23 protein-coding genes and 2 pseudogenes are annotated in these 21445 nt (G+C 58.8%); 11 read left to right on the top strand and 14 right to left on the bottom strand.

Going from position 1 to position 21445, the window contains the following annotated elements:
- Positions 1 to 3: 3 nt before the first annotated feature.
- The 7 genes from EJ076_RS10185 to EJ076_RS10155 are packed head-to-tail and all read left to right on the top strand — an operon-like array spanning position 4 to position 5693.
- Positions 4 to 624 carry a cytochrome c gene (locus EJ076_RS10185; RefSeq protein WP_109670977.1) on the top strand — a complete coding sequence of 207 codons (621 nt, stop codon included), beginning with the start codon at positions 4 to 6 and terminating at the stop codon, positions 622 to 624.
- Positions 621 to 1607: a cytochrome c oxidase subunit II gene (gene coxB / locus EJ076_RS10180; RefSeq protein WP_245462993.1), complete on the top strand. Its 987-nt coding sequence runs from the start codon at positions 621 to 623 to the stop codon at positions 1605 to 1607. Before EJ076_RS10185 ends, coxB begins: the two co-directional genes overlap by 4 nt.
- A complete protein-coding gene (gene ctaD / locus EJ076_RS10175) occupies positions 1604 to 3514 on the top strand; it encodes a cytochrome c oxidase subunit I (protein ID WP_109670980.1) in 1911 nt (636 codons plus the stop codon). The genes coxB and ctaD overlap by 4 nt, the downstream gene beginning before the upstream one ends.
- On the top strand, positions 3511 to 4113 hold the full coding sequence (locus tag EJ076_RS10170; protein WP_109670982.1) for a cytochrome c oxidase subunit 3: 603 nt from the start codon (positions 3511 to 3513) through the stop codon (positions 4111 to 4113). Before ctaD ends, EJ076_RS10170 begins: the two co-directional genes overlap by 4 nt.
- Positions 4110 to 4418 carry a hypothetical protein gene (locus EJ076_RS10165; protein WP_109670984.1) on the top strand — a complete coding sequence of 103 codons (309 nt, stop codon included), beginning with the start codon at positions 4110 to 4112 and terminating at the stop codon, positions 4416 to 4418. The genes EJ076_RS10170 and EJ076_RS10165 overlap by 4 nt, the downstream gene beginning before the upstream one ends.
- The gene (locus EJ076_RS10160) at positions 4406 to 5284 is read left to right on the top strand and encodes a cytochrome c oxidase assembly protein (RefSeq protein ID WP_109670987.1); all 879 of its coding nucleotides are present in this window, start codon (positions 4406 to 4408) and stop codon (positions 5282 to 5284) included. Before EJ076_RS10165 ends, EJ076_RS10160 begins: the two co-directional genes overlap by 13 nt.
- Positions 5277 to 5693 carry a c-type cytochrome gene (locus EJ076_RS10155; protein ID WP_109670990.1) on the top strand — a complete coding sequence of 139 codons (417 nt, stop codon included), beginning with the start codon at positions 5277 to 5279 and terminating at the stop codon, positions 5691 to 5693. The genes EJ076_RS10160 and EJ076_RS10155 overlap by 8 nt, the downstream gene beginning before the upstream one ends.
- A 42-nt stretch (positions 5694 to 5735) precedes the next feature.
- On the opposite strand, the gene EJ076_RS10150 is transcribed toward EJ076_RS10155, so the two are convergent.
- From EJ076_RS10150 to EJ076_RS10115, 7 genes are all read right to left on the bottom strand, one after another.
- Positions 5736 to 6581, bottom strand: a complete 846-nt coding sequence (locus EJ076_RS10150; protein ID WP_245463075.1) for a cytochrome c — start codon at positions 6579 to 6581, stop codon at positions 5736 to 5738.
- Positions 6582 to 7020: 439 nt separating this feature from the next.
- Entirely contained in the window at positions 7021 to 7380 is a 360-nt protein-coding gene (locus tag EJ076_RS10140) for a hypothetical protein (RefSeq protein WP_109670993.1), read from the bottom strand.
- Positions 7380 to 8600 carry an Nramp family divalent metal transporter gene (locus EJ076_RS10135; protein ID WP_126067735.1) on the bottom strand — a complete coding sequence of 407 codons (1221 nt, stop codon included), beginning with the start codon at positions 8598 to 8600 and terminating at the stop codon, positions 7380 to 7382. Before EJ076_RS10135 ends, EJ076_RS10140 begins: the two co-directional genes overlap by 1 nt.
- Positions 8597 to 8992, bottom strand: coding sequence for a hypothetical protein (locus EJ076_RS10130; protein WP_126067734.1), 396 nt, complete (start codon positions 8990 to 8992; stop codon positions 8597 to 8599). Before EJ076_RS10130 ends, EJ076_RS10135 begins: the two co-directional genes overlap by 4 nt.
- Positions 8993 to 9832: 840 nt before the next feature.
- The gene (locus EJ076_RS10125) at positions 9833 to 10003 is read right to left on the bottom strand and encodes a DUF3606 domain-containing protein (protein ID WP_109671001.1); all 171 of its coding nucleotides are present in this window, start codon (positions 10001 to 10003) and stop codon (positions 9833 to 9835) included.
- 64 nt (positions 10004 to 10067) lie between these two features.
- Complete coding sequence (locus EJ076_RS10120) at positions 10068 to 12176, bottom strand: catalase (RefSeq protein WP_126067733.1); 2109 nt, start codon at positions 12174 to 12176, stop codon at positions 10068 to 10070.
- Positions 12177 to 12425: 249 nt separating this feature from the next.
- Positions 12426 to 12734: a hypothetical protein gene (locus EJ076_RS10115; RefSeq protein WP_126067732.1), complete on the bottom strand. Its 309-nt coding sequence runs from the start codon at positions 12732 to 12734 to the stop codon at positions 12426 to 12428.
- A gap of 613 nt (positions 12735 to 13347) precedes the next feature.
- On the opposite strand from EJ076_RS10115, the gene EJ076_RS10110 reads away from it, so the two are divergent.
- On the top strand, positions 13348 to 14679 hold the full coding sequence (locus EJ076_RS10110) for a phospholipase D-like domain-containing protein (RefSeq protein ID WP_164548592.1): 1332 nt from the start codon (positions 13348 to 13350) through the stop codon (positions 14677 to 14679).
- Between the two features lie 25 nt (positions 14680 to 14704).
- On the opposite strand, the gene EJ076_RS10105 is transcribed toward EJ076_RS10110, so the two are convergent.
- The 3 genes from EJ076_RS10105 to EJ076_RS35135 form a co-directional block, all read right to left on the bottom strand.
- Positions 14705 to 15007 carry a hypothetical protein gene (locus tag EJ076_RS10105; RefSeq protein WP_109671012.1) on the bottom strand — a complete coding sequence of 101 codons (303 nt, stop codon included), beginning with the start codon at positions 15005 to 15007 and terminating at the stop codon, positions 14705 to 14707.
- 1018 nt (positions 15008 to 16025) lie between these two features.
- The gene (locus EJ076_RS10095) at positions 16026 to 16217 is read right to left on the bottom strand and encodes a hypothetical protein (RefSeq protein ID WP_109671016.1); all 192 of its coding nucleotides are present in this window, start codon (positions 16215 to 16217) and stop codon (positions 16026 to 16028) included.
- Between the two features lie 652 nt (positions 16218 to 16869).
- A complete protein-coding gene (locus tag EJ076_RS35135) occupies positions 16870 to 17091 on the bottom strand; it encodes a hypothetical protein (protein WP_164548508.1) in 222 nt (73 codons plus the stop codon).
- Positions 17092 to 17247: 156 nt separating this feature from the next.
- Here EJ076_RS35135 and EJ076_RS10080 point away from each other — a divergent pair, with 156 nt between their 5' ends.
- From EJ076_RS10080 to EJ076_RS35705, 3 genes and pseudogenes are all read left to right on the top strand, one after another.
- Positions 17248 to 17511, top strand: coding sequence for a hypothetical protein (locus EJ076_RS10080; protein ID WP_245462992.1), 264 nt, complete (start codon positions 17248 to 17250; stop codon positions 17509 to 17511).
- 116 nt (positions 17512 to 17627) lie between these two features.
- Complete coding sequence (locus EJ076_RS10075) at positions 17628 to 18065, top strand: hypothetical protein (RefSeq protein ID WP_109671018.1); 438 nt, start codon at positions 17628 to 17630, stop codon at positions 18063 to 18065.
- A gap of 213 nt (positions 18066 to 18278) precedes the next feature.
- A pseudogene (locus EJ076_RS35705) lies at positions 18279 to 18531 on the top strand (hypothetical protein).
- Between the two features lie 959 nt (positions 18532 to 19490).
- Here EJ076_RS35705 and EJ076_RS10055 read toward each other — a convergent pair.
- The 4 genes and pseudogenes from EJ076_RS10055 to EJ076_RS10040 all read right to left on the bottom strand — a co-directional run bounded on the left by EJ076_RS10055 (position 19491) and on the right by EJ076_RS10040 (position 21164).
- Positions 19491 to 19781 (bottom strand): hypothetical protein, encoded by a 291-nt coding sequence (locus EJ076_RS10055; protein WP_126067729.1) that lies wholly within the window; start codon positions 19779 to 19781, stop codon positions 19491 to 19493.
- Positions 19782 to 19813: 32 nt separating this feature from the next.
- A pseudogene (locus EJ076_RS10050) lies at positions 19814 to 20323 on the bottom strand (ABC transporter substrate-binding protein); the annotation flags it as partial.
- 160 nt (positions 20324 to 20483) lie between these two features.
- Complete coding sequence (locus EJ076_RS10045; RefSeq protein ID WP_109671187.1) at positions 20484 to 20747, bottom strand: hypothetical protein; 264 nt, start codon at positions 20745 to 20747, stop codon at positions 20484 to 20486.
- A 153-nt stretch (positions 20748 to 20900) separates the two neighbouring features.
- Positions 20901 to 21164 carry a hypothetical protein gene (locus tag EJ076_RS10040; protein ID WP_245462991.1) on the bottom strand — a complete coding sequence of 88 codons (264 nt, stop codon included), beginning with the start codon at positions 21162 to 21164 and terminating at the stop codon, positions 20901 to 20903.
- Positions 21165 to 21445: the final 281 nt, after the last annotated feature.

Raw genomic sequence — 21445 nt, 5'->3', positions numbered from 1 at the left:
CCCATGGGGGCACAGAACCGCTTGACAGAAAGGACCATCGCAAATCCCGCGCCGGCGTTCGTAGCTGGCGCGCTTCTACTCCTTATTGGCGTTGGCGCTCTGCTCGGTTGGCTTCGGCAACCCAGAGAGCTTCGCCTCGATCCGCCGGCTGTTGCCGACCTCGACCAGTTCCGTCGCATGCCCAATGGCATCAGCGGAACACCGCCTGAGAGTTATTTTGCACTGGGCAAGCCGTATGAAACAGACGCTTACAATTTGAGCCAGGGCAAGCGTCTCTACACCTGGTTCGATTGCGCGACATGTCATGGTGATGGTCGCGGCGGGGCCGGGCCCAGCTTCCTCGACGGCTGGTGGCTTTATGGCCCGGAAATGGTTTCCATCGTCGCGTCCATCCGCGATGGCCGCCCGCATGGCATGCCTGCATTTCGCAGCCGGATGACAATCGAGCAGATCTGGCAGCTCGCAGGATATGTCCAGACAATCGGTTCCTATACGCCGAAGATCGCCGCGCCCAGTCGCAATGATAACGAACACACCCGGCCGGCCGAGAATCGCGGCCCGGCGATAATCCTGTTTGACGAGGGACCGCTCGGCGCGCATCCAGACCAAGGACCGTCGCCTTGAGGGTGGCCAGCGCCCTTCTGATCAGTGCCGTCGCGTCGGGCTGCAGCGGCAATCAGTCAGCACTTGATCCGCACGGCGCTCCCGCGATTCATATGGAGCACCTGATCATCGGCATAGTCGCCATTTGCACGGTGATCTGGGTCGTGGTGATGGTCATGCTTGGCGTCGCGCTTCTACGGGGTCCCCGCGCCGCGGCCGATACCGCGAAGTCCGAGGCATGGCTGGCAATGACGGTGGTTGCCGCTGTCGCGGCCACCGTAATCATCATAGCTGGCCTGACGATCGCAAGTTTCTATACCACCCGGGACATCGGCGTCCCGAAAAGCGATGCCCTGACAATCACTGTGCGGGGACAACAATGGTGGTGGCAGGTCTTTTATGCCGGTGCCGACGCAACGCCCGGCTTTCAGACTGCCAATGAAATTCACATTCCCATCGGGACAGATGTTCATCTGCGGCTTGAAAGCGCCGATGTCATTCATTCGTTCTGGGTGCCCAGCCTTGCGGGAAAGCAGGATCTTGTTCCAGGTCGCTCCAACAGTATGCTGCTACGAGCCGAAAAGCCGGGCGTCTACCGGGGACAATGCGCCGAGTTCTGCGGCCTGCAGCACAGCCACATGGCGATCATGGTCGTCGCCGAGGCGCCGGCGGACTATGACCGCTGGGCGGCGTCGCAGCGTGGTGATGCGACGATGCCGGCCGATCCGGATGCGGCCGCAGGACGAGGGGCCTTCCTGGCAAAGCCCTGTGCTGCCTGCCACACGATCCGGGGCACTGCCGCCAATGGCACGACCGGACCGGATCTTACCCATATTGGCAGCCGGCTGACGATCGCCGCCGGACTGGCGGAAACCACGCGCGGTTCGCTCGCCGCCTGGATTGCCGATCCTCAGACACTCAAGCCCGGAAACAACATGCCTATGGTCCCGCTGACCAGCGCCGAGCTCCAGAATATCTCCGCCTATATGGAGAGCCTGAAATGACGGGCAGAGATAGCACCGACTCGCGAGACACCGGGTTCAACGATGGTGAACTCGATCACCGCCTTGCGTCGGTCTGGTCGACACCGCCGGGCCTCTGGGGCGCGCTGTCGTCGGTCGACCATAAAATCATCGGCCGGCGCTACATCAGCACGGCCTTTGTCTTCCTGGCACTGGGCGGGTTGCTGGCCCTGCTGATGCGGCTGCAACTGGCGCAACCCGAAGCCCGCTTCATCGGGCCCGATCGTTACAACCAGATTTTTACCGTGCACGGCACAAACATGATGTTCCTTTTTGCCGTGCCTGTCATGCAGGCAATGGCCGTCTACCTCGTGCCCTTGATGGTGGGAACGCGAAACATCGCTTTCCCGCGCCTCAATGCGTTCTCCTACTGGATGTATCTCGCCGGCGGTTTGCTGTTGTGGATCGCCTTCGTGCTCGACACCGGACCGGATATCGGTTGGTTCGCCTATGTCCCGCTGTCGGGGCCTCAATATGCGGCGGGAAAGCGAGCCGACATCTGGGCGCAGATGATCACCTTCACAGAGGTTTCGGCGCTCGCCGTCGCCGTCGAGATCGTCGTGACCGTCTTCAAGCAACGCGCACCGGGGATGTCACTCGATCGGATCCCATTGTTCGTATGGTCGATGCTGGTCACGTCGTTTCTCGTCATCCTGGCAATGCCGGCGATCATGATCGCCAGCACGTCCCTTATACTCGACCGGCTGGTCGAAACGCATCTGTTCAATCCCGCTGAAGGTGGCGATGTGCTGCTGTGGCAGCATTTGTTCTGGTTCTTCGGACACCCCGAGGTTTACATCATCTTTCTACCAGCGGTGGGGATGGTGTCGACGATCGTCGCGACGTTCACGCGGCGCCCCGTGTTTGGCTATCTGGCCATGGTGATGGCCCTGATCGCTACGGGCGTTCTGGCGTTTGGACTTTGGGTCCATCATATGTTCGTCGCAGGCCTTCCCAGGCTTGGAGAGAGCTTCTTCACGGCCTCGAGCATGGCGATCGCGGTTCCTGCGGGACTGCAGATATTCTGCTGGCTGGCGACGATGTGGGCAGGCAAGCCGATCTTCAAGACGCCGTTCCTGTTTGTCATCGGCTTCATGGTCACGTTCGTCGTTGGCGGCCTGACCGGCGTTATGGTGGCGTCCGTGCCGTTCGACACACAAGTCCACGACACCTATTTCGTCGTCGCTCACTTCCACTATGTCCTTGTCGGCGGCGCGGTTTTTCCTTTGCTCGGCGCGATCTATTACTGGTTCCCTAAGCTCACGGGACGGATGATGAGCGAGACAGTCGGCCGTTGGGTGTTCGGCCTCATCTTTGCCGGCTTCAACCTGACTTTTTTCCCCATGCATATTCTCGGTCTGCGCGGCATGCCGCGTCGCGTCTACACATACCAGCCCGAGATGCCATGGTCGGCGCTGAACCTGTTCATCAGCCTCAGCGCGAGCATCCTCGCCCTCGGTTTCCTGCTGTTTTTCATCGACGTGATACGCAGTGCCAGGTCAGGCGCCGCCGCGTCGTCCAACCCGTGGGGGGCCTCGACGCTTGAATGGGCGACCTCGTCGCCGCCGCCACCGTACAATTTCGCCCGCCTGCCGGTGATCGGCAGCCTTGAAGCCTTGTCAGACCAATCGACTGCCCTTCCCGTTGCGACGGGCCTGCGCGTCGACCGTCGAGAACTGTTGGTCAGCAGTGTGGTCGAAGCGATTCCGGAAGCGCGAGAATCGTCGGCCGGAGATTCGATCTGGCCGCTATGGGCAGCGCTTGCCACCACCGCGACGCTGATCTGGTCGATATTCACGCCGTGGGCAGTTGTCTGGGGTTCGATACCAGTGGCGATCGCACTCATCGGCTGGTTCTGGCCAAAGGGCGTGCCGGAGGATGAGTCATGAAAGATAGCGCCACGCTCGACCTGACAGACCTTCCCTCTCACGGCCTCGGCACCGCGAGCGTGTCCTGGTGGGGAACGCTTGCCTTTATGCTCATTGAAGGCACGGGCTTTGCGCTTTCGATCGTTGTCTACCTTTATCTCATGAGCTTGGCACCACATTGGCCTCTGGATGCCGCACCGCCTGATCTGCTCGCCGGGACGATCCTGACAGCTCTCTTGATAGCAAGCCTTGTTCCCAACATTTTCCTCGCCCGCTGGGCACGTAGCCAAGATTTGCTGAAGGTCCGTATCGGCCTCATCGTCATGTCCCTGCTCGGCATGGCGCCGCTGATCCTGCGGGTCTTCGAGTTTCCGGCAATGCATATCAAGTGGGACCAAAACGCCTACGGCTCGATCGTGTGGGTCATGCTCGGCCTGCACACGACGCATATTCTGACCGATCTGGTCGAGACGTTGGTGCTGACTTGCCTGATGTTTTCACGGCACGGCGACAACGCGCGGCGGTACGGAGATGTCAGCGACAACACGATGTACTGGAACTTTGTGGTGGCGACGTGGTTGCCGATGTATGCCTGCCTCTATTGGGTTCCAAGGCTATGACGAACATTTGGCTTCGATACACAGCCCTTATCCTGCCGCTCCTCGCCTGGGCGCTCAGCACCCAGTTCGGTCAGATCGCGCCCTACATCGATTGCCAACGGAATGGCCAGTGGACAGCGGTGTCTTGCGGCATCCTGCTCCTCGTTTCGGTTGCTGGCGTCGTGATATCACGACTGCTTTCAACGGGAACGGCCAAGTCCGAACGGTTCATTGCCGATGCGGGCTTTCTGGTCGCGCTGGCGTTTGTTTTTGCGCTGTCATTGCAGGGAGCGGCAACGGTGCTGCTGGACCCATGCCAACGCTGATCTGCACACTGACCTCGTTTTTGATAGCTGCCCCGGCGATGGCACACGGCGAAGATGCACATCCTGCGGGCTATCCCTGGACCTTTGATCCGTGGATCGTAGCACCCTTTGCCATCCTTGTTGCCCTCTATGGCGTAGGCGTCATAAGGCTGGCATCGCGAAGCAGAAGGCCAGGCAGCATGCTCTTCCGCGCCTTGCTGTACTGCTGTGGCATGCTGACATTGGGTTGCGCGCTGCTCTCGCCGCTTCACTGGCTAGGCGAGCACCTTTTTACCTTTCATATGATCGAGCACGAGATCGTCATGGTTGTGTCGGCGCCCCTGATCGTGCTGGCGCGCCCGGCTGGCATCCTGCTCTGGGCGCTACCGGGGAAATCCCGGCGCATCGCGGGGTCGCTGATGCGTTCGCCCATGATAGGCGGGCCATGGAAAAGGTGTACGAGCGCCACCAATGCAACCATCATTCATGGCTTGGCCATCTGGGCCTGGCACGTGCCGGCGTTGTTTGACGCGGCCGTGACCAACACGGCTCTGCATCGCCTCCAGCATCTCAGCTTCTTTGCGACAGCGATATTGTTCTGGTGGGCGATTGTTTGGCGAAGCGGTTATGGCACCTCAGCCTGGCATCTGTTCGCGACCATGATCCACACCAGCGTTCTGGGTGCTTTGATGGCGCTGGCTCCGCGCGTGCTCTACGTGGCTCAGACCCGGACCGCTATGGGCTGGGGGTTGACGCCGCTGGAAGACCAGCAGATGGCCGGGATCATCATGTGGGTGCCTGCCGGCACGATCTATGCGGCGGCGGCGATGACGATGCTGGCGCTCTGGATCCACGGCGCGAGTGAAGGAAGGGCGCAAAATGCCTGAGCCGCTCGCGCCCGCCATTGGCCTTGCCGCCGTGATTGGTATTGTCCTCGCCGCGGCATCAGCCGCCTTCGTCGCGGCCAACGTCGCGGGCGACAACCACACCAAAGCAGCGGTGGCCAAAACGATCACCGGCGGCGATCCCGGTCGGGCTCCAGCAATTTTCCGCCGGTACGGCTGCTCCGGTTGCCACACCATTCCCGGCATACCGGGAGCTGACGGCCAGACCGGTGCGCCGCTGGCCGGGTTGTCAAAGCGTGTGTACATAGCGGGCGTGCTGGAAAACAATTCCGACAACCTTGTCACATGGATTGTTTCGCCCCGGAGTTTTTCCCCACAGACGGCGATGCCGGCGACCGGCATTTCGCGAGAGGAAGCCAAAGACCTTGCCGCGTATCTGTACGCCCAGTAGATTCCTGATATTGGCTTTCGCAATCCCCGGCGAAACACCGCTTCAAGGGCGCGGGGTGGCTATGGGTGGCAGACCTTTGATGTAGCGCGCAATCGCCTGGCGATCACTGTCAGGCAGCATTGCCGTATTTGTCACCACATCGGACATCGACGATCCGACACGACCGTGGTTGGGCGTCTCTCCCGTTTTGAGCATCCTGGCGATGTCATTCTCGGTCCATCCGCGCAGCCTGTCCTGGGTAATATTCGGCACAAATCCCGTGCCTTGGGGATCGATGCCACCGGCAAAACGAGTGCCGGGTTTGATGGCGCCAAAGGCGTTGCGGGTCGAATGGCACTCGGCGCAGTGTGAAATGGTCTCGACGAGGTAAGCGCCACGATCATGCAAAGGATCTCCATCGAAGCGGGCTGCGGTTGATCGTTGCCGAAAAAACAGCAGTTTCCAAATCCCGACAGACCGTCGGATGCTGAACAGCAGTGCAGGATCGGGCGGCGGTACACGGCCAGACACCTTCGGAAGTGTCTTGAGATACGCGTAAAGATCCTTCACGTCGTCGGGCTTTATGCTGGTAAAGCTCGTGTAGGGAAAAGCGGGATAGTAATGATCACGCTTGGGCGACACGCCGCCGATCAAGGCGTTCGCCAGGTCAGTGACAGTCCATCCGCCGATACCATCTACCGCATCGGGGGAAATGTTGGGGGGCCGAAAGGTCCCGAATGGTGAAGCGATCGCCATGCCGCCGCCAAGCCTCAGGCGGTCGGGCTGTCCCGGTGTTGCGTGACAGGAAGCACAATCACCTGCAGCGAAGACGAGCTTGCCGTGCGCGACATTGCCCGGACCTTCAAATTGCCGATCCTGTTCCCCAAACGGGGGCCTCGCCGCTGTCATGTACCACAAGACCGCGCAAACGGCGGCTGCACACAGGAAAACCGCAAGAGCAAATCTCAACACGGTGCTCCACCTGGCGATCCCCAGGCCCTTGGACGATTTCGCCCCGCGCTTGCTTTCAAATCCACCCTTCATCTGAGAAAGCTGCTCAAGGGTGCATCGCAACCGCGGTCTGACTGGATCCGAGATATCGATCTTGTCCCAGGGAATGCGGTACAGGCAGTCGCGGTGGCGCAGGTGAAAGAAATCGAGAACCGCGGTGCCGAGCGCCAAGGCGGAGAGGCGCTCGAAAGCAGCGAAAATGCCGACGTGGAATTCGGTGACAACCATATCGTCACCGTCCTGTTCTGCTCGTATCTCTTCAATGTGACCGACGCTTTTGCCGCGTAGCGAGAGCACCCGTCGTCCGGCAAGATGTTCGAGATTGACTGTGTCCATGTCAGGCTCCCGGAATGCGGCCTATGACGCGGTCGCGCAGCCAGTCTTGCCAATCGAAGATCCCTGTCCGGCGCACGTCAACGTCAACCTCGACGTCGACGCCGATATTGCGCACCTTGTTCCACGCTATCCGGTGCGGTTCGGCATGACGTTCGCCTCCAAACCTTGCCGCAAGCCATGCCATCAAGCGTCCCGGCCGCGAACCAAGACGCCGCGCCAGCGTGATCGAGCCGAGCTCGACCGCGACGACCCTTGGCGGCTTGCCTTGCCTCAACTCGGCCACCAATCCGTCCACCTTGCCGATCTTGACCTGCTTGCGGTCAAGCACCTGCTTGTCCAGGAGATCGCGCAGCAAATCCATCACGAACCTCCCAGTATCTGCAAGGGAATGCTCACCACGGCAAGGACGAAGCCAAGCGCGACGATAAGGATCACCGCGGCGTTCGAAATCATGCCATTGCCGTGCTCACCGACATAGCGCTCATCGTTGAGCAGAATGAGGAACGGGACCACCGTCAGAGGCAGGCTGGCGGCCGTCACGGCCATGGAGAAGATTGTAAGCTTCAGCGGGTCGAGGCCGAGTGCGATCGGGATGGCCGTCAGCAGCAATGATAGCGTATAGACACCGCAGAAGGCGGGATCATTGCGGGGTTTCAAATCCTCGCCCCACGTCCATCCAAAGCCCTGTGCGACGAGATATGCCTGCTGAAGGCCGATTTCTAGGGCCGCGCCGAAGCAGGCTATAGCAAGCGAAGCGACAAGCAGAACAAAGCCCCAAAAGCCGAATATCGGGATCAGCATTAGGGGCAGTTGGTGATAGTCATTGACCTGATTAATGCCGTGCGCGCCGAGCACAAGTGCGGCGACGATCAACACGCCGAGCGAGATGGTGCCGCCGAAACTCATGCCAAGGCCCGCAATGGCGCGATTGGTGCCGAGATAGGTCTTGTCCCAGTGGTCCTCGACAGCGCCCGAGGAATAAAACATGAAAAGGTAGGGCGATATCGATGCCCCCAGAATGCTGACGGCCATAAACCAGTAGCTTGCCGCGTCATGCCCCGGCAGCCTGGGCACCGCGCCTGCAGCCACCTGTCGCCAATCCGGCTCAAGCATCACCGCGCCGACCACGAAGCAAAGCGTGACGAGACCGAGGATCGCCACCCCCTTCTCGATAAAACCGAAGGTGCCTTTCCATAGAAACAGCCACGCCAGAAACGCCACCGGGAGGGCCCACCATTGAAAGCCTATCCCTGTCGCAACTTCGGCCGCGATGGAAACGCCGCCGATCTCTGCCGACATCACCATGAAATTGACCAGCAAGGTGGCCAACAACGGCCACAGGAAGGCATTGAAGCCGAACCTCTCGCGGATCCCGTCGGCGATCGTGTGGCCGCTGACGGCAGCGAACCGGCCAGCCATCTCGACCAGGAAGATGATGCAGATTGTGCCAAGGAGGATCACCCAGATCAGCTGGAAGCCGAAAGTCGCCCCGGCTTGCGCGGCTGTGGCCATCGATCCGACCTCGAGGAAGCCGCCGACGCTGGTAACGATGCCAAGAGAGATTTCAAGCAGCTTCTTCATGATCTCGGCGCGACATATCTGGCATTGAGGGCGGCGAGGTCCTTCGCGGCCGTCCCAAGGTCCTGCCGCGCCTGGCTCACCTGCCGCGGGTTGCCCGCCTCCACCCCGGCCTGGGCCCGCCTTGCCGCCGCCGACAGCCGGCCGATCACGGTCATGATACCGCGCGCTTCGGAGGATTGAGGTGAATTGTCAGACTGCATCTGCCGACCGGCGGCGGCAAGCGTCTCGGCTGTTGATTGCAGTGTGGCCGATGCATAAAATGAAGGGGCATCCCCGGCGGCCCAAGCGTCCAAGACCATGGCTGCCGTCTGCGAAGCCGACGCCGCGATTTTTGATTGCTGGGCGACGCGTTCGGAAGAAGAACAGGCGGCCAAAGCGACCATGGTCGACAAAAGACAGGAGCGCCAAAGCCGATCGGCAACGTCTTTGACTAGGCTTCGCTGCATGGCCGCGCAACCATGATACAGCCGGTCTGTGTGTCAGGTGCCAACATCAGGGATTCCGGAGTGTGGATTTCGGCCTGCTGGGAAAACGGATCACATCACCGGGCGACCCCCGATCTATGATCCGAGGAGGATTGTGATCGCCCTGCGCGCTACGGCGTGGTCCACTTGGGTGCAACTCGACAACGGTTGATGCCGACAGAGCAGCCCGTTGTCTGAAAAGGCGCAAAAGTTCGGGGTGCAGTCCGTCGCTTCGGCCTGAGGCCAAGTCGTGAAGAAACAACAACTCCATTGCGTGTTCCTTTCCACGCTGGCGATGGGCTGGTCTCGCAATCGAGGTCAGCTTGAATCCGGCCTGTTGGCATCCCTTCTTCTAATCTGAGTAAAGCTGCTGCGATCGGAAGGTTCCGCCCGCGCTCACAAATTCGTCTGCGGGACCGTTTGCATGACGCTTGTTGGTGGAACAGGCAACGTTCATGAAGGGCCGGCGCTTGCGACGAGCATCTGCCCACGCTGCCGCACCGGCTTTCGCAAGGCGTCGGCAACCGCCCCAGCTCAGATAGTAAGGTTGAGGTTGGAACAACCGCTGTAGGACGGGACCCGAATACAGCCAAGATATCCGCCTCCTTGGGCCCTGCAGCTGGGCAAAGAAATCAATGAAGGCGAAAAATGCTGGCGCCCGCACGGGGCCTGACATCATCGGGCGAAGCCGGCTTGCGCCGGTTATCGTTCACCTGCGCCATTGCCGCATCCTCCGCCAGTCCCTCGTTGGTCGGAAATCCAGAAGGCTCAATTCCCGCCCTTGCGAAGAAGCCGGGCCTCGCGCAGAATCGACGCCCTGTCTACCCCGACCAATGAGACGATCTCACGGATTTGGCTCTCGGTCACGCCGCACTCGCGCGCCAGCGCGCGCACGGCTTGCGGGGTTATGACCGGCCGTCTGGCCTCTTCGTCAGTCATTGCTCATTCCTTTCGTTCGAAGGGAACGCTCCAGCTCATCGTGCAGTTGCTGGATGAATCTCTCCTATGGCTTGACGCCGGTCTCCCGCGCCCACAGCCGAAGTTTGCGGCATGCCTCCATGTACGTTCCGGCAGCGTCCCCATCTGTCAAAAGAATGAGACCTTCATCGGATGCCGGATCGACGCCCGCCTTCGCCAGGAGAGGAACCGCCGCCGGCGTAAATCCGATGAACTTGCAGTGGGCAAAGGCATCCGCCACGAAATCCCGGGCTGCCGCCTCTCGCGCTAGCAATTCCGCACCTTCTTCGGTGAGCAGCAGAGCCACGGCGTCAAACAGCACGGAAGGGCCGCCGTCGATCATATGCTTCGCAATTATCTTGGTGCCGTCATCAGCCTGCACACCGCCCACCTTCAGGGCAATGACCTCCATTGTCGCCCCTTCAATTTCGATCGCCGCCTGCAGCGCTTTGAACAGAGCCGCGTCGGCCCCATTGCTGATCAGTACGCCGACCTTGCGGCCCTCGAAGCTATGAGGGCCATTCTCGATGATGCTCAAGGCCGGCGACGGCTCCAGATCCCTTCTCGGTGCCACGGCCGCATCCGCCGCCTTCGGCAAATCGGTGATTCCGAGCTTGTCGGCGACTGTCGAGGCCAAAACTTCGTCGATGTTCAATAGGTGCGCGATCATACGCTCCCGGATAGCCGGGCTTTCGACCTTGCTAAGCTCAAACGTCAGGGCTTGGGCGATGTGGCGCTGCTCAGGAGGCGTCTGACTGTTGAAGAACTGGCCGGCCTGGCTGTAGTGGTCAGCGAAGCTCTCTGGGCGCAGCCTTACCTTTTGTCCCGCCTCGCCGTCAGCGAAGGACCGGAAACCACGCTCGGACGATTCGCGCGGTCCCACTCCAAACGAGTTGGGTTGGTAATTCGCGCGTCCGACTGGATTGCGCATCGCCATATGACCATCCTGCTGAAAATGATGGAACGGGCATTTCGGCGCATTGATCGGCAGATGGGTGAAATTGGGACTGCCAAGGCGTTTCAGCTGAGTGTCGAGATAGGAGAAGTTGCGCCCCTGCAGGAGCGGGTCATTGCTGAAATCGATGCCCGGCGGGACGTTCTGAGTCATGAACGCCACCTGTTCGGTCTCGGCGAAAAAGTTATCCGGCATGCGGTCGAGGACCAGCCGGCCAACGGGTACCGGCGGCAGGACCTCTTCGGGGATGATCTTGGTGGGGTCGAGAATGTCGAAATCGAAGCTGTCGGCGAATTCCTGGTCGAACAGTTGCAGGCAGAGCTCCCATTGCGGGAATTGGCCGGCTTGAATGGCGTTCCAGAGATCTCTGCGGTGAAAATCCGGATCGGCGCCATTGATCTTGACCGCCTCATTCCAGACGACCGATTGCATGCCGAGCTTGGGCTTCCAGATGAATTTCACGAATGTGGACTCGTCGGCCGCGTTGACCAGGCGGAAGGTATGGACTCCGAAACCCTGCATGAAACGGAACGACCGCGGAATCGCCCGATCAGACATCACCCACATGATCATGTGCATGGATTCGGGCGTCAGGCTGATGAAATCCCAAAAGGTGTCGTGCGCTGACTGGGCCTGTGGAAACTCCCGATCGGGCTCCGGCTTTACCGCATGGATCACGTCGGGAAACTTGATGGCATCCTGGATGAAGAACACCGGAATATTGTTCCCGACAATGTCCCAGTTGCCCTCCTTGGTATACAGCTTCACCGCGAAACCGCGTACGTCGCGAGCCAGGTCGAACGAGCCCTTGCTGCCCGCCACCGTCGAGAAGCGAACGAACGCCGGCGTCTTTTCACCAGCACGTTGGAAAATGTCGGCACGGGTGTACTTGGCGAGGGAATCGTAAGTCTCGAAAAAGCCGTGGGCACCGTAGCCGCGGGCGTGCACGACCCGCTCGGGAATGCGCTCGTGGTCGAAATGGAAGATCTTTTCGCGAAAGTGAAAATCCTCGAGGAGCGCCGGTCCGCGCGCCCCGATTTTCAAGGTATTCTGATCGTCGGCGACCGGGCTTCCCTGCGCCGTCGTCAAAATGACTGTTTTACCTTCCGCCAGTTGGTGCAGCTCTCCACCCTGCCCTCGGACAAGGGTTTGGTCGTGGATCGTCGCGGCATTTGGATTGGTAGCTGCTTTACGCGCCATGCGGTCCTCCTTGGGTTTGCACTGCGGTGATCTGCTGAGCAACCTGCGGTGGGGCTACAGGTTCCATGGAACCAAGAAGCAATTTCGTCGACTAGGCGCATGGAGGAAGTCGACCAGGTGCGTGCGACGAACGCGAAAACCCGGGGAGCCACCAAGTCACAAATCAAAGCGATGCGGTCCGGCCGGCGGATTTGCACCATCTTCAGATACGCCTGCGTTGGCGGCGGGCAGAGGGAAGGGACGCACGGGTTACACTTTTGGCCCGCTGCCCTTGGTGGCGGACTCTTGGAATGCTTCACCCAGTTGCAAATGATCGGTTTGCCCACTTCCGCGAAGGACGCGGCTTTGCCGGGTTAGTGGGGTCTGTTGGGTGCGTGTTGCCTGATGGTTCGACTTATCACCTCTCATACGCTGCGCAGCTTCAATCACGGCCTTGCGGCCATTGCCGTATTTTAGGATCAAGTCCCACACCAGGTCCGGGGTTAGGCCGTTCTCTCGGGCGAAATTTTCGACCTGATGGTCGTGAATAGCATCATGGCTGCACTTATCGCCGGCCAATTGAACCTCCGTCCGGTCCGGCCTGCGTTGAGCTGCATGGGCCACGTTTGACAGCCTAAAAGGCCGGTGGCTTTCAAAACAATTTGGAGATTGTGGTACCGACGCACACATTCGAATTAGGTCAAGGTGCGATCGAGCTAACACTTTCGCCCGGTTCCTGACGGTATCGAGCTTTTCAGTGGGAACGGTTTAACGGCCGTCATGGTACGATTGGAGTAGGCTTCGCAAGCATGGTGCCGACATCTAAAGACTCCGCCCTGTGGATGATTGGTGGACTTGGGATTTAGCAACGATCCTCAAGAAACTGGTCGGACCGAAGTTCCCTTGCGCAATTCTTGCGAGCGCCTGTGCCCGCGTGTGCCGAAGCAGGAACATCTCGAAAAAACCCACCGCTGTGGAGCTGCAAGCAGGTTGCTGCACACGAGGTTTTTGCTCGCTCTGTCCGACGGCATTATGGGGCTTCACGATCTCTCTGATCCAGGGCGATGCCAGGGAACCTGAATCACTGTTCCAAGTTCTTGAAGATGGCAATTACTCATCGCAACGATGCTCCCCTCAATTGAAGCAATGATTTCCCGTAGCGCGGCATTTCGCAAGCAAAGAGGTGATTGACGTGCGGTCTTCCGGTCTCCTGGCTCAGCCGGCAAGGGCGAAAACTCGCGAGTCCGGGCGTTTGCGCAGGGGGGTTATCTACGGCGCAATTGCTGTCATCGCCAGCTTGCTCACGTTGCTAGCCATAAATCTCGTCCCCGAGCCGCGCGTTTTACGATCGATCGTACCTCACCGCTTTGACTCCTCGGATCCCCAATTTGCCAAGACCATGGGCAGTTTCTCGCAAGGGCAGATGTTCGGCTCGAACGCGGTGCAAACTTTGGTCAACGGAGACGAGATTTTTCCTTCTATGCTGCAGGCGATTAGAGCGGCTCATACAACCATCGATATGGAAACGTACATCTACTGGTCAGGTGCTGTCGGCTATGAGTTCGCGACTTCCCTGGCGGCCAAAGCGAGAGATGGCGTGGAGGTCCGCGTTCTGGTCGACTGGGTCGGCAGCCTTCCGTTCGATGAGGACCTGATCCAGATCATGACAAGAGCTGGGGTCACGTTCGAGCGATATCGACCCATCCACTGGTATACGCTTGACCGGTTCAACAATCGGACCCACCGCAAGCTGCTGATCGTGGATGGACACGTCGCATTCACCGGGGGTGTCGGCATTGCCGACAACTGGCGCGGAAACGCCCGCAACCCGGATGAATGGCGCGACACGCACTATCGAATTGAAGGAACGGCAGTGTCAGCCTTCCAAGCAGCGTTCGCGCAAAACTGGCTAGAGACCACAGGGGAGACTTTGCAGGGTGAAAAGTTCTATCCTGGACCCGAACCAGCAGGAGAGCTGGATGCGCAGCTGATCCTATCTTCGCAGCCGAATGGCTCGGAGGACATGGAGCTGATGATGTTGACAGCCATGGCTGCTGCCAAAAAGCATTTGCGCATCGGGATGGCATACTTCGTGCCGGACGACGTCGCACTCCAGCAGATCTTGGACTCTAGGAAACGCGGCGTATCTGTTGATGTCATCGTGCCCAATTCGCTGACGGACGTGCCGCTGACTCGAAAGAGCTCGCGCTACTTCTGGGGTTCATTGCTCCAGGCCGGCGTTCGGATATTTGAGTTTCAGCCCACCATGTACCATCCCAAACTCTTGATCGTTGACGATGTCTGGTCGAGCTTTGGCTCAGCCAATTTGGACGAACGCTCCCTACGTCTGAACGACGAAGCCACGCTGAATGTTTACGGCAAGGATTTCGCAAAGACGCAGATCGACTTGTTCAACCAGGATCTGCAGCGATCCAGGCAGATCAGTCTGGAAGAATGGCAGGCCCGTCCGTTGCGCGAGAAGGTCGCGGACTGGTTTGCCAGCCAGCTGAGGTCGCAGCTTTAACCGGGCGCTTGCGCGGGTGCGCACGCTAGGTGATCTCGCAATAGAAATCGCAGATTAGATCGGCGACTTTTACAGCTTCGAAATCAGTCATGTGCGCCGCGTTCTCGGTAGCGACCGTCTCCAAGTCATCCTGATCAACCGCCAGAAGGTCCAGCAATTTTGCAAATTTGATTTTGAGTTCACGGTCACCGTCGAATTCATCGATCGTGACGTTCAGAATGTTTACGTTCGCCTCAATCAGCCTCGCTTGAATGCTATCCTCGGAGGCTGCCAGCGCCCGGATTGCACCGAAGAAGTGTTCACGGGCATTGGTATAATTGTCGTCCATTTTGGTACCTCTATGGGCAAAAGCGCGCCCTGGACGCGGGTGCGAACGGCGACGTACGCCTTTCACAGGGCAGGTGTCAACGACCCGTCTATGCACGCGTGTCATACAGGAAATGAAGCGGGACTTTACGATCCTACACGGGAAGCAGTTGCCGTAGGTGCAGTAAAGCTTGTGGTGCACTGCAATCAGTAACATCTATTCATAAATTTGGCACGTTTGTTGTTTATAACGAATTTAGGGATGGCGGGGGCCGAAGTAATGTATCGAAATGATGAAGAACTGTGCAATTGGGCGAGCACACGGGGCATCGCGATCTACCAACGCTCAAAGACTGTATGGATCGCGTCAGGTGGGTACAGGGGCCATGATTTTGAAGTTAAGGCACGTTCTCCATCGATTGCGCTCGCATTGTGGCTTGAGGCTGCTCAGTACAGAGGTTCAAGGTCTTATAGCGCTCCATGACCTTGGCACTGATAAGTTCTTTCAGCGAGGAGGATTACGCGGCGCTAGAGGCTTGGCGATTTGGAAGAGGCGGATGCCCAGCCGGGCAGCGGCGGTGCGCGAATTCCTTTCGTCTTGGGTTGGAATCCGTCGACTATTTGGAAGCGTCCCCCAATCTTAGGGGCTCGGATCAGTAGAGCAAGTCTGCGTACCGATAAGCGAAGACGCGCCCGCTGGCCTCGTCGGTCACCTCAAGGAAGTAGTCTCCCGTCCGGTGGAGCATCAAAGGTCGGCGTCTTGCCTCTTCCGCTGCACGGAAAGAGGTTGATGCCTCTGCGCGATACTCACGCGGCATCGGCCCTCGCCACAGAACCCGTGCTCAGAAGCTTGGCGTATTTGTCGAACAATGCCAATTTATTGGAGTAGGTGAGGTGCGTGACGTGATGGCAACCGTCGCAACGATGTTGAGCGGCAGACTTAAACCAGCGCCCAGGCTTTACGAAGCCACATCCGCATTCCGAGCATCGGAATTCCATCTCGACTAAGTTTAGGCTCTGAGAGAGAGGCATCGCGTCTCCTACAGCCGCTTGAACTCGGCGAGACCTAGCCGGATCCGCTGGCCTTCCGCGTAGGACAGGGCGAATGATTCCAGATCAAATGAGCGGGTGATTTCTTCGTCGTCGCCAACTATGCGGACGAACCACTCTCCGCAGGCTTCGATCACTTCAACGCAAGGCGGAACCTTGCCGTTCGGGTGCACGCTGTCCATCGTAGCCTCCCCTTAAAGCGGAATTTTAACTCCGCCAGGATCAGGCCGGCAAGCCTTGGTAAGATGCGTACATTGCCTAGGAACCGGCCGACGCCTGATGGTATTTTGTGCATCAGTGGGAACCCAACACCCCGCGAGTCCCGAAATCCCTAGGGCGCCCGCCGCCGCCGTGAATGGGGCGGCGGGATCACGTCCGGGCCGCAGGAAAGGAAGCACTAGCTAATCCTGCAGCAGGAGGCGAGGCTTGTGCTTCGTCTCTTCATGCCAGATGACTTGGCGCAGATCGCGCATGTCGACCATCTGCCCGCAACTGGGACAATTGTAGAAATGGTCGCGCTCGTCGGATACCGGCCATGCAGCTTGCCAGGGATCGGCGGGCCAAGATCTGATTGTTTCATCATCGGCTGCCCAGTGCCTTTGCCTCACGCTCCAGCGAATCACGGTCGTTGCCGTGCTTTCTCATAAGTTCCCGCACTTTAGGAATCGTAAGTTGGAACTTGCTGGCCAAATAGCCACCTCGTATTCTTGGTCGCCTGCTACGCGGTCGCGGTCACGAAAATCACGCTTGCTCTTGTCGTCTGCCATTGTCGGTTGCTCCTGGCGAAAACAACATCGAAGATCACACCGGGTTCCATTCGTTAGTCCCGAACATTCACTCGCGGACGTCGTGGAGAGGTTTGCGATAGCATCGACAATCCATAGTCACAAGTCCGCCTCCGTCGATCCGGACCGTTACCTTCTCGTCTTCCTCATCGACGCGCGTTGCAAAACCGCTGATATCGACCTTCTGTCCGGCCTTCGCCTTCTTCGCCGTGTCGATGGCAAGGGGAAAATTGTAGGAGGGAATGCTAACGCTCGACACGCCGTCGTCCATCACTTTCAGGACGGTGGCCGTCAGGGTGATCTCGTCGCCAACTCTCGGACCTCACGCCATTTTGTCGCTCGCTGCACCGGTATGGTGTCGAAACGGCGCGACAGCAGATATCGCAGCGGCCCATCGACCAGCCGGCTAAAGGCGAAATGCTACTCTGTGAACGAAGCGGGCAAGCCGGCCTTCGCTTTGATGGCAGAGCGGGGCACAGGACGCTATGTCGGGTCGGCGTTCATCGCCATGAACCGGGAAATGCGCGAACGGTTGTGGAAGCGTGTCCAGGACCATGCAGGGACGGCGCCGAAGGGCATGAAGCGGGCGGCGACGCAGTGGGTCAAGCTGGGCATCATCGGCCGCGTGAAGCACTTGCGCGGCGAGGAGGATTTGCAGCACGCTTCACTGCAGGACTTTCGTGGGGAATGAGGATGACCAGTCTGTCGGTCGGCTCCGCTTCGGAGAGAACGGTTGACAGTTTTCGAACTTGAGCGCCGAGTCCCCTGCGCGAATTATCGCACGACTGCTCAAAGGGAGGACCGTACATGGAACGCCTTAATCGCAGATCAGCCCTTAAATTTGGTCTCGCCGCGACCGCCGCGACCCCCGTATTTTTATTAGCAGCGCCGGCGGAGGCGGCAGCGCCCAGCTATAGCGCTACCGATGGCATGGACATGGGGCACGGGCGACGGATGGTGGAAGTCGGGGAACAGGAGTCACAGATCGGTGCTTATAAGAGCATCAAGATAATCGATGTGATTTACCAACCTGGAGCTTCGGATCCGGACGACCAGCCCATGATGGACATGGACATGATCTGCCACATCATTGCCGGGGAGTTCAAAATCGAGAAGAAAGGAATTCCGGCCTATACCGTCAAAGATGGCGGCATCTACAGCTGCGGCAAGGGAAAGTCAGATAAAGCCACCAACATCAGCAAGGTGGTTGGCATCCATCGAATTGCACTCTTGATCCCAGCTTAAGGTCTGCAACGGGGCATTCGCCACTGCCGGCGACTTTGTTGCCGAGCCGTTCGTGTGGCGGTGGCACGCTGCCACACGGCGGGCGTTATATGCTGCGCAAGATGCAACTGTGCATTATGAAGCCTGGCTGCCCAAATAGCCCTTGCCACCGAGATCGAGGCGAGGAATGTAATCCTCCCGTTGCGGCGATTCCTCAACCAAGGAGTTCGCCAAATGGTCAGATCAAAACCGTCAAAGCAATTATCCCAGGCTGAAATCGAGGGCTTTCTGGTGGCAGCGGAAGCGCTGCACCTAAGCATCATCAAGCCGTTCATATCGCCGCATTGCGACCACTACCGGCAGACGCGCCTCTTGCATGAGGTGCCGTTGAAAAGCCGTGCGGGATGTCACCGGGCAGGAAGTCGAGTTCATCCCGTTGAACACCACAGGACCGGTTAGGCCGCCTCCCCGGCCGGGTAGGCGCTGAGGGACTTCGGTCTTAGTTGAGCGATAGCTAACGAAACCCTATCCTGGTCAGAACGATTCGCTCGGTGCCCACCCATCCGAAGGCAGCCCATGAAGAATTACCGCGTTGAGGAAATGGACGGGGAATCCATTGTTTCGACGTTCGACGCAAAGGGTCGCACGCCTTTCGAGGCAGCAGAGGCAGCGTTAGGGCAGAAGGTTACGCTGCGAGGCGCTTGCTGCAAGTGGATCCGCGTCACTGACCTTGTTGTGACACTGCCAACCCGGTTTCGGCCTCGCTATTTTGAATTCAGACGTAGGGAAAGCGCTCTGACCGGCTAGCTCGGGAACGTTTCCCCTTCGAGACCGTTCGGTCGGGTGGGGAACAATCGATGGTTGATGAACCAGGCAAGCCGCCGACCGATGGTAGAGGCACCATGGCCCGCCGTCTTGTCGACGAGACTGGCATTACCGAAGCACAAGCCCGCGAGCTTATCAGTTTCCTCGGGTTCAATTGGGCGTCCCTGGTGCGAGAGGCACGGATGTTGAAGAAGCCTTTGAACCCTTTAGGCGTAGCCGAGTTCTCAGCCGGCCTGTCCTGCTAATCGACCCGCCTGATCCGACCCTTTTCGAGACGGAACACCCCATTGTTTCCACCTTGCTTCTCAAAGTCGGTCAGCAGTTCATCCCACGTCCCGAGGAACTTTCCGCAATCATCGCAAACAATCTGGGTTTCCGGTTTGGCGCCATCCGGAATTCTCAGTCGTATTGTGAGGCAATACGGGCATTCGAGGCGATGGTCCAGGTATTGCTGCTCGGGCATAATGCGCAGAATGCATCTGGATGCCTGCAATCGCAAGATGGCCGGCGCCAAGGGTGGGAGCTATGGGATTCGGCGCCGGCCATGCGGACAACCAGGTCCGCCGCGTCTGAAGCTTGGTCGATTCTTCAGTTTGGCGTTATGGCGTGATCGCGGAAGCCCTATCCCCGCCCATCTGTCGTTGTGTCATCGTCAAACACATGGAAAGGCAGGTAGGCGTTTGTCTCAAGCCAATCCCGCAAAATCGTCGCGATGAGGTCGGGGCGGTTCATCTTCATCTCTGCGGCGATTGAATTCAACGCATCCTCGGTCGGTGGTTCCAGAGGCACGCCAGCCACATTGCGGAGCATCAGGGCGGCCCGCCGAAGGATGATCTGCAAATCCCCCCGCGACATATCCGCGATGCGGTCGGCGGCACTCTCAAGCTCTTGGGCGATCGATATGCGGCTCATCTGAAACTCAAATCACCTTTTGTTGCCGTCACTCAATTCCCGTCGACTTTTCCCGCCCTGTGGAAGTCGGAGAGCGTCGAAAAAAGGTGCTGCTCTCGCTGCTGGCCTGCGTCAGACCTTACCGAAGCGGTGGGCGAATGGAACCGGAGATGACGATGAACGGTAATTTCCCAACTTAAGGCCTTGAGAACCATGTTAACGTTGATCGCATACTGCACAGCCTGCCGAACCCGAATGTCCTTGAGCGCCTCGTTGTCCACGTTCATCCCAAGCCAGACATATCCGAGCCCAGGGTATTCCTTGAGCGTCGCCCCGGCGGTGCCGGAATCCCGCAGCCGCTTGATCGACGAAACGGGAACGTAGGTGAAATTCAGTTCGCCCGCCTCGAAAGCGATTTCGGCGGCGTTTTCATCGCCGATGGGAACCAACTCGATCCTGTCGAACGCCTGCTTGGTGCCCTTACGCGCATCGTTCTTCACGAGAACGGTCTTCTGGTTGGCCGCATCGCTGTCGAACTTGTAGGGGCCGCTCTCGGCTGCGCCGACAAGACTGGCAGGAGGGTTCTCGACGGAAAATCGCCTGAACCAGTTCCTTACTGAACCCGTTCAGGAATCTCACTCTTTCAGGCCAGGTCATGCCTGCCCTTGCCCGGTGCTCCGCTTCCGCCGAGGAGGCGCCAAGATCGAATGTTGGTCTCCGCAGTCAGAGTCCGAGTGTCTGACCCACTTCGAGGTGAAGGAAAGCTGCCGACGAATTGCTGAAAGCTGCGTCATCGAACGCGTCGATGGCGGTTCCGTGGGCAACATCAACCAGGAAGGCGGCGGCACGCTCAACCTTGTCGGCCGCTTCTTCAACCTTGTCGAAACGCATCAGTACTCGATCATGGAGCATCGACAACCTCGCCGCGTGGTAGAGCGCGCTTCGCCGGCGACCATCCGAGTCGAGTAGTTCGAATAGCATTGTCATGGCACGAATCCGTTTTGCGTCCGCAATCCTTTCCATTAGAAATTATCACCTAGCTCCTTTGTTCCGCTTGCGGACCCAAGTGCTCCAAACACATGCAGCAGCTGAGGTGGCCGGATGACGGGGACAGCGGCGGACAGGACTGCCCAGCGGCAGTTATTTCTTGCAGCTTGGCATTTTTGTCATTGCTGCGTTCGCCTCCGCCTCTGTTTTGTATCTGGTCTTCGTGAGAGGGATAACCAGGGTTCCATCGGGCTTCTTCGTGACCACCTCACACTGCTTCGAGACCGCATCTTTCGCCACCCAATATTCAGTGGCTGCAAAGGCCGAAACAATAAACTGACCGATCACGCCAGCGGCGATTGCGCATTTTCGCATGTCGTTTGCTCCTTGGCTCAACACAGAACGTTCGGCCCCCATCCGCTGTTCCCACTCGCCTTTCATGCCACCAAACGCGGCGTCTGCCGCACTCAAATCCAGGTATGGTTCGACTGACCTGCCTTGAGGTAGAACTTCGCCTTATCCGGATCGAACACAGGCGCGTCAATGAATATTGGCGCGGGTGAGTTCTCGGAAGACTGAGCACCACAAACGGAAATCGGCTGGTCGACCCGCGAAGTGAGCTTCCATTGCACAGTAGGCCGCTGCGGTCTGCGCCTCCGAGCCATAGAGCTCCATTGCGGCATTTACTGCATCGGTAG

This window comes from Mesorhizobium sp. M7D.F.Ca.US.005.01.1.1 (assembly GCF_003952545.1).
Lineage (GTDB): Bacteria > Pseudomonadota > Alphaproteobacteria > Rhizobiales > Rhizobiaceae > Mesorhizobium > Mesorhizobium loti.
Note: the sequence above shows the minus strand (reverse complement) of the source record. Positions and strands in the feature narration are given on the sequence as shown.

What these genes read in the sequence shown, in the direction of transcription:
- EJ076_RS10165 (WP_109670984.1), top strand. Translation starts at nt 4,110, where the DNA reads ATGACGAACATTTGGCTTCGATACACAGCCCTTATCCTGCCGCTCCTC.
- EJ076_RS10125 (WP_109671001.1), bottom strand. Translation starts at nt 10,003, where the DNA reads ATGACTGACGAAGAGGCCAGACGGCCGGTCATAACCCCGCAAGCCGTG.
- EJ076_RS10155 (WP_109670990.1), top strand. Translation starts at nt 5,277, where the DNA reads ATGCCTGAGCCGCTCGCGCCCGCCATTGGCCTTGCCGCCGTGATTGGT.
- EJ076_RS10185 (WP_109670977.1), top strand. Translation starts at nt 4, where the DNA reads ATGGGGGCACAGAACCGCTTGACAGAAAGGACCATCGCAAATCCCGCG.
- EJ076_RS35135 (WP_164548508.1), bottom strand. Translation starts at nt 17,091, where the DNA reads ATGGACGACGGCGTGTCGAGCGTTAGCATTCCCTCCTACAATTTTCCC.
- EJ076_RS10140 (WP_109670993.1), bottom strand. Translation starts at nt 7,380, where the DNA reads ATGGATTTGCTGCGCGATCTCCTGGACAAGCAGGTGCTTGACCGCAAG.
- EJ076_RS10170 (WP_109670982.1), top strand. Translation starts at nt 3,511, where the DNA reads ATGAAAGATAGCGCCACGCTCGACCTGACAGACCTTCCCTCTCACGGC.
- EJ076_RS10075 (WP_109671018.1), top strand. Translation starts at nt 17,628, where the DNA reads ATGGAACGCCTTAATCGCAGATCAGCCCTTAAATTTGGTCTCGCCGCG.
- EJ076_RS10150 (WP_245463075.1), bottom strand. Translation starts at nt 6,581, where the DNA reads ATGACAGCGGCGAGGCCCCCGTTTGGGGAACAGGATCGGCAATTTGAA.
- EJ076_RS10105 (WP_109671012.1), bottom strand. Translation starts at nt 15,007, where the DNA reads ATGGACGACAATTATACCAATGCCCGTGAACACTTCTTCGGTGCAATC.
- EJ076_RS10095 (WP_109671016.1), bottom strand. Translation starts at nt 16,217, where the DNA reads ATGGACAGCGTGCACCCGAACGGCAAGGTTCCGCCTTGCGTTGAAGTG.
- EJ076_RS10160 (WP_109670987.1), top strand. Translation starts at nt 4,406, where the DNA reads ATGCCAACGCTGATCTGCACACTGACCTCGTTTTTGATAGCTGCCCCG.
- EJ076_RS10135 (WP_126067735.1), bottom strand. Translation starts at nt 8,600, where the DNA reads ATGAAGAAGCTGCTTGAAATCTCTCTTGGCATCGTTACCAGCGTCGGC.
- EJ076_RS10045 (WP_109671187.1), bottom strand. Translation starts at nt 20,747, where the DNA reads ATGACAATGCTATTCGAACTACTCGACTCGGATGGTCGCCGGCGAAGC.
- EJ076_RS10055 (WP_126067729.1), bottom strand. Translation starts at nt 19,781, where the DNA reads ATGAGCCGCATATCGATCGCCCAAGAGCTTGAGAGTGCCGCCGACCGC.
- EJ076_RS10120 (WP_126067733.1), bottom strand. Translation starts at nt 12,176, where the DNA reads ATGGCGCGTAAAGCAGCTACCAATCCAAATGCCGCGACGATCCACGAC.
- EJ076_RS10040 (WP_245462991.1), bottom strand. Translation starts at nt 21,164, where the DNA reads ATGGGGGCCGAACGTTCTGTGTTGAGCCAAGGAGCAAACGACATGCGA.
- ctaD (WP_109670980.1), top strand. Translation starts at nt 1,604, where the DNA reads ATGACGGGCAGAGATAGCACCGACTCGCGAGACACCGGGTTCAACGAT.